The organism is uncultured Oscillibacter sp. (assembly GCF_950073225.1).
Lineage (GTDB): Bacteria > Bacillota > Clostridia > Oscillospirales > Oscillospiraceae > Oscillibacter.
The window spans coordinates 25,884-35,189 of sequence record NZ_CATMPS010000029.1 but is presented as its reverse complement, the minus strand read 5'-3'; the positions used below and the strand labels follow the sequence as shown (position 1 = coordinate 35,189).

Annotated in this window: 8 protein-coding genes; all 8 read right to left on the bottom strand. The window is 56.5% G+C overall.

Going from position 1 to position 9,306, the window contains the following annotated elements; genetic code table 11:
- Window positions 1-206 precede the first annotated feature (206 nt).
- Window positions 207-1,052: a class D sortase gene (locus Q1M04_RS12450; protein ID WP_300346590.1), complete on the bottom strand. Its 846-nt coding sequence runs from the start codon at window positions 1,050-1,052 to the stop codon at window positions 207-209.
- Window positions 1,049-1,351 (bottom strand): hypothetical protein, encoded by a 303-nt coding sequence (locus Q1M04_RS12445; RefSeq protein ID WP_300346589.1) that lies wholly within the window; start codon window positions 1,349-1,351, stop codon window positions 1,049-1,051. The genes Q1M04_RS12450 and Q1M04_RS12445 overlap by 4 nt, the downstream gene beginning before the upstream one ends.
- A 202-nt stretch (window positions 1,352-1,553) precedes the next feature.
- Window positions 1,554-4,454 (bottom strand): VirB4 family type IV secretion system protein, encoded by a 2,901-nt coding sequence (locus tag Q1M04_RS12440; RefSeq protein WP_300346588.1) that lies wholly within the window; start codon window positions 4,452-4,454, stop codon window positions 1,554-1,556.
- 9 nt (window positions 4,455-4,463) lie between these two features.
- Window positions 4,464-6,170 (bottom strand): hypothetical protein, encoded by a 1,707-nt coding sequence (locus Q1M04_RS12435; RefSeq protein WP_300346587.1) that lies wholly within the window; start codon window positions 6,168-6,170, stop codon window positions 4,464-4,466.
- Window positions 6,171-6,184: 14 nt separating this feature from the next.
- On the bottom strand, window positions 6,185-6,895 hold the full coding sequence (locus Q1M04_RS12430; protein ID WP_297999276.1) for a hypothetical protein: 711 nt from the start codon (window positions 6,893-6,895) through the stop codon (window positions 6,185-6,187).
- A 6-nt stretch (window positions 6,896-6,901) separates the two neighbouring features.
- The gene (locus Q1M04_RS12425) at window positions 6,902-7,213 is read right to left on the bottom strand and encodes a fimbrial protein (protein WP_297999278.1); all 312 of its coding nucleotides are present in this window, start codon (window positions 7,211-7,213) and stop codon (window positions 6,902-6,904) included.
- A gap of 306 nt (window positions 7,214-7,519) precedes the next feature.
- Window positions 7,520-8,053, bottom strand: coding sequence for a hypothetical protein (locus tag Q1M04_RS12420; RefSeq protein WP_297999273.1), 534 nt, complete (start codon window positions 8,051-8,053; stop codon window positions 7,520-7,522).
- 248 nt (window positions 8,054-8,301) lie between these two features.
- Window positions 8,302-9,198: a DUF6017 domain-containing protein gene (locus Q1M04_RS12415; protein ID WP_297999271.1), complete on the bottom strand. Its 897-nt coding sequence runs from the start codon at window positions 9,196-9,198 to the stop codon at window positions 8,302-8,304.
- Window positions 9,199-9,306 lie beyond the last annotated feature (108 nt).

The window sequence follows — 9,306 nt, the reverse complement described above, 5'->3', positions numbered from 1 at the left end:
GATACTTCAAACCTTTGAAGCCTAACCAGCGGCAGCTGAAGATCCGCGGCTTTGCCGCATAAAATCGTAGCTGTACTTTTGATGCAGTTTCCATTTTTGCCCTTTTTGATTTTTACGAAAACTCAAAATTTATAGTTATACGGAAATGGATAGCGTTTTTCAACAACAGGGGGGACCCCGATTCAAAATTTTCCGGGCTGCCATGTCTACTTCACCTCCACAGCCTGCACGCAGACGCGGCTCTCCGGGTGATCGGCCAGACAGGTGGTGATGGTAATACGGTTGTCCGAAGTGGCCTGGAGATAGCTCCAATCGTCATTGCTGATGGTGGTCACGGTTTCCACCGCATAGGTCCTTGTACCCAAGAGGGTGGTATAGGTAATGGTATCACCCTTTTTCAGATTCTTGATAGAACCGATGGTGTATTTGGCGCCCCGGTTATGCCCACACACCGAAACATTGCCATTCCAGGCAGAGGTGGAGCTGTAATGCCCCAGGCCTTTCTTCATACTGGCGTTGGTTTCGCCCTCCCAGACCTTCATGTTGATGTCCAGGGAGGGAATCTTGACCGTTCCGATGCTGCCGTCACTCCGCTTCATATCCTCCACGCTGGTGTAGGCAGGTTTCTGCGGAGTTGTGGGCTGGCTGACCGAGGTGGGGGGCAGAAACGTTTCCGTGCCCCCGCCGGAACCGGCGGAGGAGCCAGCTTCCGTCAGCACCGTGATAGGACCGCCGCCGCTGACGCCATAGCCGCCCCCGGCAGTTCCGTCACTGGTAGCGACCGCCCCCTGGAGACCGGGCAGAATCGTCCGCTCCATTACGCCGGTCTGGGTGGTACTGAATCGGCCGTACTCCAGCTCGGGGATCTGGAAGTCCACCACGTTTTTCCCACCATAGTTGTACTGGGAACCGTAGACATCCTCATAGGACCCGCTCTTGTAGAAGTCCTGGGGCGCGGTGGTGCTGAAATTGTAATCCATTGCCTGGGCGCTGACCATAAGCGCGGAAAACGCCGCGGCAGTCAGCAGAATCTTAGACAGGAAATGCTTCAAGTGACCTCCCCCTTCTCTTTTGTAAGATCAAATTCTCGCCAGTCCCCAGGCCGGTCCTGGAGAACGGTGTAGGTACAGCAGGCCGTGCGGTGACGAACGGTGAAGTTCTGTCCCAGCAGTTTCTTTGCCAGGGGGCGCTTGATCTCCACCGCAACGATGCCCTCCGGGTAGGGCTCCAGATCACTGATGTCGATTTCCGGCTTTTCCGGTTCAACCCGGTACTTGGCAACCAGCCGATAGTCCCGGGGCCTGTCGCCGGGAACATACACATCTGTGCGCGTGTTTTCATGGATGTTCACCTCTGCTGTGCGTATTATCGCCGTATTACAGACGTATTGCTTGGCTTGCTTTAGGTGCCAGTTTTGGCCTTGTGCGTGTTATTTCAGCATTATTTCCGCATTAAAAATCCGCTTCCGTATTAACGCCGTATTATTGACGTATTATTTTTGTCCATCATTCATGGTTCGGTTTTATGCGTATAAATGCCGTATTATCTCCGCATTAGGCACTCTGCTGACCGGATTTGTCCAGCAGTTCCTGAAGCTCCCGGCGGTCGGTAGTGATAAGCTCCTTCTCCATCTGACTACACTTGATTTCCACCGTCACGTTATTGTTGTTGGTGCTAATCAGGCCGCTGCCCCGCTCGAAGTGGGTGATCTCCATGACCTCCGCTTCGGACAGGTGCAGGATGGACTGGACACGCCGGGCCTCCTCTTCCTCCAGATTGAGCAAGATTTTCGTCTTGGCGTTGTTGATGATGCCCTTGCCGTACTTGCCGTCCTCCAGCGCAAAGAAGTCGTTGATGTCCTGGGTAGCGCAGATGGCAGAGCCGCCGTAGCCTCGGATGATCTTGAAAATCTCCAGCACAAACTCGGCGGCCAGACGGTTGCTGTTGGCCCCAATGAGCTGCCAGCACTCGTCAATGTAAATGGCCTTTTCCTCGGTGCGGTTCTCTTTGGCCTTGTCCCAGACAAAATCAAGCGCCACGAACATCCCCTCCGTCAGCAGGTCGCCGGTCAGTTCGGAGATGTCCAGCACCGTGTACTTGTTGTCCAGAGACACGTTGGTGGGCTGGTTGAAGGTGCGGGCGGAGCCGTTGACCAGCCGGTTGATGATATTTGCCAGCCGCCTTGTCTCCTGGGACTCCTTCAGCACCTCATACAAGTCCCCCAGCACCGGCATTGTCCGGTAGCGGCTGGGGTCGGTCGGGTCGTCCAGGGTGCTGTTCTCATGGGTGATGCCCAGTTTGGCATAGGTGCGGATCAGGGCGTCGTCCAAAAGCTGCCGCTCCTCATGGGTCATGTCGGGGATCAGCAGCGAGAAAAAGATATGGAGCCGCTGGATTTTTGCCGCCAGCAGGGACTTCTCCACGCCTGGGCCGTCCAGCAGCTCGTCCACCGACTTGTCCACCTTGCGGATCTCCATGACATTGATGCAGTTTTTGGAGGCGGGAGAGATTTGGATGAACTCCCCGCCGATGTTGGAACAGGCCCGGTGGAACTCATGGCCCTTTAACGGGGCCACGATGAATACCTGGATGCCCTTCCGCCGCATACGGGTTGCCATCAGCTGCATAGTAAAGCTCTTGCCCGCGCCGCTGGTGCCCAGAATGGCGATATTGGCGTTTTTGTAGACCCGGGAATCGAAGATGTCCACGATGATCAGGGAGTTGTTGTGCTTGTTCACCCCCAGCAAAATGCCGTTGTCGTCGCACATCTCGTAGCTGGTGAAGGGGTAACAACTGGCCGCACCTAGGGTCAGCACGTTCCGTTTGGACCGCTCATAGAGGTGCTTTTCCAGAGCTACCAGCGGGAGTGAGGACAAAAAAGCCTGTTCCTGACAGAAGGAACAGGCCTGTACGTCCATATCCTGACTGAGTAGCAGCTTTTTCATCTCCGCGCACTTCCACTCCAGGTCCTCCACATTGTTGGCGGTGATGGTGACCAGAAGGTTCAGATAATAGAAGTCCTCGTTGTTGCTCAGACCGTCTTTGAGGAGGTAGCCGCTGCGGATAGCTCCGTCCAGGTCGTCGAAGTCGGTGTTGGTATCGCTGGTCTCCTTGATCTTGCTGCGGTTGATGCGCAGCTGCTGGCCCAGCTTACGGATCATTCGGTCTTTGGGCTGCCGGGTCAGGAACATATCCAGGTCGATGCCGTCTCCAGCGTTCACCAGCAGACTGAGCCAGCCCGCTGGCACCTGGGTCTTGTAGCCGCCGGAGGGCACCAGCAGATAGGCGTAGTACACGCCGTCAATGCAGATGTGCCGCCCGTGGGATAGATCGATGTGGTTGGGGGCGTAGAACTCATTCACCGGGATCTGGTCCACAGGTCGTCCGGCGGTTAGATACTCGGCCACCACCTGCTTGGCCTTTTCCTCAAAGGGGCGCTCATTGCTTTCCTGGCGGCAGAGAACGTGGTACAGCACCTCCGCCGTGGCCTCATTTTCGTCATCGTGGTTCAACACAACCGTATTTCCGCATTGGCGCAGGTAGTTGGCGGCGGTGCGGGCAGCGGTCTGGAGGGAGGCGATGGCCTCTTCCTCCTCCTGTCCTCGGCGCGTTCCGGGCAGCGGTTCATGCTCAAAAATCAAGAAAAACCGCCGGGTGATGGCCTCTCTGGAACCTAGTTGACGGATCAGCCGCAGGTAGTCCTCCTGGAGCATCCGGCAGTGGGGGTCGGTCTCCCGCTCCAGCTCCCGGCGCACCGCCTGCACATGGCGGTCAATGTCCGCCCGCTTGGTCAGCACCTTGAACTGCACCTTTACCGGCGCGATTTTGAGGTAGCTGATAAAGGAGTAGATAATGCTGCGCTGCTCCTGGGCACTGCGCAGAAGGAAGTTGACCGGAACGACCTCCAGAATCTTCACATAGCGGCGGTCGCGGGTGTAGATGATACCGTGCTTGATGTTCTCCACCGGCACATAGTCCGCCAGCGGATTGAGGGGCTTTACTTCCGGGGCCAGGAAGGTTTTGAACCGATCCACTTTCCGGCCCTTCAAGTCTACCTCTACACGGTTCCGGCTCTTGGGTATCTCGCTGTCGTCTTCCTCCTTGGGGGCGCTGTGGCCCCAGCTGGGGAGCAGGCTCTTTTTCCCCCGGTCCGCGCCGTCCCTGTCCAGCGTCCGCCGGTTGCGGAGAAAGCTGAAAAATTGGAGAATGAACTCGGACAGGCTCCCGCCGCCAATGCCGATCAGGGCCACCAGCACCAGGGGCAGGGTGGTCAGGCACAGGACGATGATCCGGATGGTGAGGGAAAAGGGCAGTTTTAAGACCGGCACTCCTGTCAAAGCACCCAGGATGCCGGCCTCGATCACGTTGCGGGTCTTGAGCATCCCGCCCATCAGCGTACCGCCCTCAATAAAATTAGGGGGGATGCTATAAACATCCCGTTCTTCTTGCCGCATAGGCCCTCCTTATATCCGATCCTTGCGTCTGGGCGGGTCGGGAAGTTTTTTGATGATGCGCTCATGGTAGGCCACAGTATCGTCCGGGGCCATGTAGGGCTTGCGCTCCACGGCATCTTGGGCGTACTGCTTGTACCACTGCGTTCCGTCGGCAGAGACAATTTTGGTATAGTCACCAGAAGGAGCGGTGTATTGATCCACATGGTACATCGCAAAGGAAAGTCCTTCGCTCGCTCCCGATACGGTTTCTACGCCGGTGATCCGGCCCCGGCCAATCTCCACATCGGAGTAGATAGGGGCGTCCCGGCTTCCAATGCCGGGAGAGGTATAGCCCATATACGAAGACAGAGACTGGGCCGCCATGTCGCCGGTAATACTGCCAGCCACCTCGCCGCGGGCCACAGAGCCAATCACATCATTGGCAAAGCTGCCGCCGGTGGCCAGGGAATGGGAGAATACCATGCCGCCCAGAGTGGGCCGTGCCCCCGCGCCAGCTTGAAAGCGGTTGGTATGCACCCGCTCACTGGAGGATGTGGTATGGACCGTCTGGGAGGAGCGTTCCATGTGGGTCTCCGCACGCTGCTCGCCGCCGGAAACAACCGTATTTTCCCTGTGAACACTCCCCTCTGCGCCGCCAGCATACACATTTTCGGTCTGCGGCGCATGGACGGTGTTCTCACCGCCGGTAATGACAATACCCTCTTGGGGCGGCACACTGTCAGCAGGAATACTCTCCGGCGGTGTAACCACAGTCTGCGGTACTGAATCGACAGGTATGCTCTCAGGCGGCGTACCCACAGTCTGCGGCGGGCCGGCCGGAGGAACAGGGGCTGGAGGCTCGCTGCCAGTGAGGACAACGCCCTCCTGGGGCGGTGTCCCGCCGGGTGCAAGGCTGGTAGGGGGCATATCTACCGCCTGCGGCATCTGGCTGGAGGGCGGAACAGGGGCTGGGGGCTCGCTGCCGGTGAGGATGACCCCTTCCTGGGGAGGTGTCCCGCCGGGCATAGGGGCAATAGGCGGCACATTCTCCATAGGGACAGCCGGGGATGCGGTCACGTTGTCAGTTTGGATCACATCAGCCTGGGGCGGCGTTCCAACAGGAGTGCTGTTCTCGGTATGGATGGGGGAGCCGCCAGCATGTACCTCGCTGTTGATATGGGTGTCCGCGTCCACCTGTGCGGCGGTCTGCGCGGCGCTAGCAGCACTGGAGGCTGCGGCCTGCCGCACCTGGTTTTGAGCGGTATGGACAGCGGAGGTCTGGGTCGTGGCTGTTCTGACCGCGCTGTTGGTGATATGCCGGCCAGCCATACCGATCAGTCCGCCTTTGAAAAATCCTGCCATTCCAGAGGAACCGGACTTTCCTGCGGTACTGCCGGCGGCGGAACCGGTGCGGCCAGCACCAGCCCCACGCCCTCCTCCCGCAACCATTGTGACAGCCCTCACGGCGATCATGGCCTCGGCCAGCATGGAACCGCCGGTGCGGCCCACGTTGACTCCCAGTGTCGCCATAAAGCTGTCGATCTTCTGCGAGACTTTCAGGAACGCAACGGCGCACAGAAACCAGATCAGCACGTTGCCGGTGACCGCCTCCTTGCCGGACGACGCCACCTGGGCCTCCACCTCACTCTCCGTAATGGCAAGAGCCGGGACGCACAGCGCCGAAAGAACCAGCACCGTCAGGACCAGGATAGTCAAAATGCGTTTGAATTTCTTCATAGGGTCTCCTTCCGTCAGAGTGAAAGCGGATTGGCAATGAACGCGCCCACCATGCTTACGAACAGCCGCAGGCACCAGGCGTTCATCAGAAGCAGAAAAATCTGCCCCGCAAACATCCTGCACCAGCTTTTGAAGATGTTGGATGTGGCCTGAGACACGCCCATGGCAAAGGCCACCGGCGCGGTGAACACCATGACGCCCAGCAGCACATACCGCTCCGCCGCCTCAAACAACAGTTTTAAGTAGTTCCATGCCAGAATGAGGAGCAGAATCAGCACGATCAGAGCCACAGCGCCGTTGGCACATACACCGATGATGGTCAGCAAGACGGAGTTGAAGTCCGCAAAGCTCAGGTTGGGGAGTGCGGAGGTCAGTATCCAGTCGTAGGGTGTACCGCCGATGTCCAGCGCCATGTCCACGATTTGGTCGGAGTAGTAGGCCAGGGCGATAAACAGGACGGAACGAATGCTCAGTTTTATTGGGTCCTCCGCCTCGCCGCCTCCGCCAATGCCGAAGTTCTTGAACAGGTTCCACACCCAAATCAAGAGGATCAGGCCGATTGCCAGAGCCACAAAGATGTCGTACATGGTTTCCGCAGCTGGAAAGTATCGCAGGAATATGCTCATGTCGCAGCCCAGCGCGCCCAAAACTGATGTGTTGATCAAATCCAGGCCGTGCATGACTTGTTCCGCGATCCACTCTACAATGCCGTCTAAAATGCCCATGGACGGTTAGGGCGTCCACTGACCGCCGGCGAAGAAGGGGGTAATGTAGGACATGATGAAGCCCAGGGAGTTGAGGATGATCCAGGTGATGACGATGCGCTTCAGCCAGGCCCGGGATTCGTCCACCGTCCGGCCTGAGCGGGAGAAGTTCATCAGCAGCAGGGCCACAGCCGCCGTCACGATGGCCGCAATAGTGGAGATGCCCAGGATCTGGGTGTAGACATCCTTCATCACCTCGCTGGCCTTCGTCCAGAGGGTATCCGCAGCCAGGGCAGGCTGGGCCAGCACCGTTGCCATAGAGGTTCCGAAGAAGCCCATATAGAGGATGCGTCCGTAGTTACGATGCTTTTTCTGCGGAGTTTCAGAGAGCGTGGTTTTTCGGTTCAATCAGTTACCTCCTTTTTGTCTCGGAAAACGAAAACAGCGCCCATAAGCGTTGGGCGCTGTCCTTTGCGGCGGGAGCATGAAAAAAGACGCCCATCGGCGTCCTCCCGCTGTCGTTTTCACTTTTGATTACAGTTTTGAGCATACTTAGTCTAACATATATAGATTCCCGTGTCAATTCCAAAGCCGTCCCAATTTCGTCCTAAAACTGTCCCAATTTTGTACCACGGACAGGCAAAATCAAATTTCCGCCTCCATATCAGGGAAAAAGTCGGCCAGCAGCGTCATACAGTCCTTGGAGGAATAGCCCCAGAGAATGGAACTCAGGGCCGCTACCGCCTGCTCCCGCTTCCGGTAATAGGTTGTCCGGCCTATGTCCCGGATATGCGGACGGAGCTGTTCGATGATCTCATTCACGTTGTCCAGCTGCTGCGGGGACAGGAAGGTATAGTACAGAAGCCAGTAGTAGGTCTCGCCGCTCTTGTGCCGGGTGCGGAGGATGTCCACCGCATTGTTGAGCAGCTTGAGCATCTGGTTACTGCGCTCAATGCACCGGGCATGGCTCTCGATCTTCGTGCCGCCCAAGTCGGCCCCAGCCAGATAGGCGGACTCCAGGAAGTCCTCAATGGTGCTGCCGAACTCGATCTCAAACTCCTTTTTCACCTGCTGGACGGACAGCTCCATGCTCCAGACCACATCCCGGTACTTTTTCAGTAGCCGCCAGGTGTCGTGGTAACGGGAATCCTCCGGCTTTTTCGCGTGTTTATTTGCCATTTTTAGGTTCAACCTCCTAAATTATTGTAGTCGTTTTACCGCATATAACTATTTATGAGATCCATACTCGCAGACCATTACTAATTGTCGGCCCGAATAACTACCAGATACTAGATGTTTCCAACTCAATTCGGGTGGGCTTCCACTCACTGCCTACCATTTCGTCGTTGCAAAGTCCACTCAACTGCGAAAACTGCGTTCACCCTCTTCCTCTCCCTGCAAAATCATCCGATTTTATAGGGTTCCCATTATCTCTCCGCCATATCGTGGGCAACGAGGGCAGTATAGTAGCTTCCTATGGTGTTGGGGGCATTGAACAGCACCGCCAGCAGGTATTTCTTGATGTTGCGAATTTTCGTGGTGTTCTCCCGCATACAGTCCATGACGAACTCAATATGGTTGCTGTTTAGTTTCAGCAACTTGGCTTTTACCAGTTCGGCTGGGTAATCGTCACCGGCCACCCGGATTGTCTTTCGGGCTGTGCAAACAGTTTCCACCAGCAGCTCCACAATGCCGTCCAATTCCTCCAGGTCAATCTGCGAGTAGCGCAGGAGATGGTCGTACTCAATATTCTTCTTGATGATGTCCCGAAAAATCTCAACAGCGCTCTGCGTAGCCGCTTCTGTCCCTTTCCTTTCTGGCGGCGAAGCCGCAACAGCCCCAGCCGTTTCAGCGGGAGGGTGTGAAAGGGAGGGAAAGGAATGGGTACTTGATCGGTCAGTAATAGCTTGGTCTTTAGTTACTCTATCTTTATTTAGTTGCGTTGGATTTACCGTTGCCGGTTTTACCGTTGCCGGGTTTTCCGTTGTCGGGTTTTCCGACAACGGTTTATCCGACGACGGCGACAAAGAAACAGGATGTTCGTGGATGATGTACTCGTTGCTGCTGAACTTGCCGCCCTTGTCCGTGGTCTGGTGGCGCTCGATGTACCCGGCCCGCTCCAACTCATTGACGGCGGAACGAATGGCGTCTTTGCTCTCCCGGTTGATGTAGCACAGGCCGGACAGGGTATAGTCCCAATCCTCCGGAAGAGACAACATTTGTGATAATAGGCCCTTGGCTTTCAGAGACAGAGATTTGTCCCGCAGATGGAAATTTGCCATCACGGTATAGTCCTTGTTTTTCTCCACGCGGAATACCGGCATGACGCTCCGCTCCTTTCGATATGTAGGCAAGAAAAGAGCCGCAGATGTTCAAAATCTGCGGCTCCTATGTGCCAGTGTTCTATTCAATTCTTTGTGTTCCCACACTCC

Excerpts from the sequence above, each read along its gene's own strand:
- Q1M04_RS12420 (WP_297999273.1), bottom strand. The coding sequence starts at position 8,053 with ATGGCAAATAAACACGCGAAAAAGCCGGAGGATTCCCGTTACCACGAC.
- Q1M04_RS12430 (WP_297999276.1), bottom strand. The coding sequence starts at position 6,895 with ATGGGCATTTTAGACGGCATTGTAGAGTGGATCGCGGAACAAGTCATG.
- Q1M04_RS12415 (WP_297999271.1), bottom strand. The coding sequence starts at position 9,198 with ATGCCGGTATTCCGCGTGGAGAAAAACAAGGACTATACCGTGATGGCA.
- Q1M04_RS12425 (WP_297999278.1), bottom strand. The coding sequence starts at position 7,213 with ATGGGCTTCTTCGGAACCTCTATGGCAACGGTGCTGGCCCAGCCTGCC.
- Q1M04_RS12440 (WP_300346588.1), bottom strand. The coding sequence starts at position 4,454 with ATGCGGCAAGAAGAACGGGATGTTTATAGCATCCCCCCTAATTTTATT.
- Q1M04_RS12435 (WP_300346587.1), bottom strand. The coding sequence starts at position 6,170 with ATGAAGAAATTCAAACGCATTTTGACTATCCTGGTCCTGACGGTGCTG.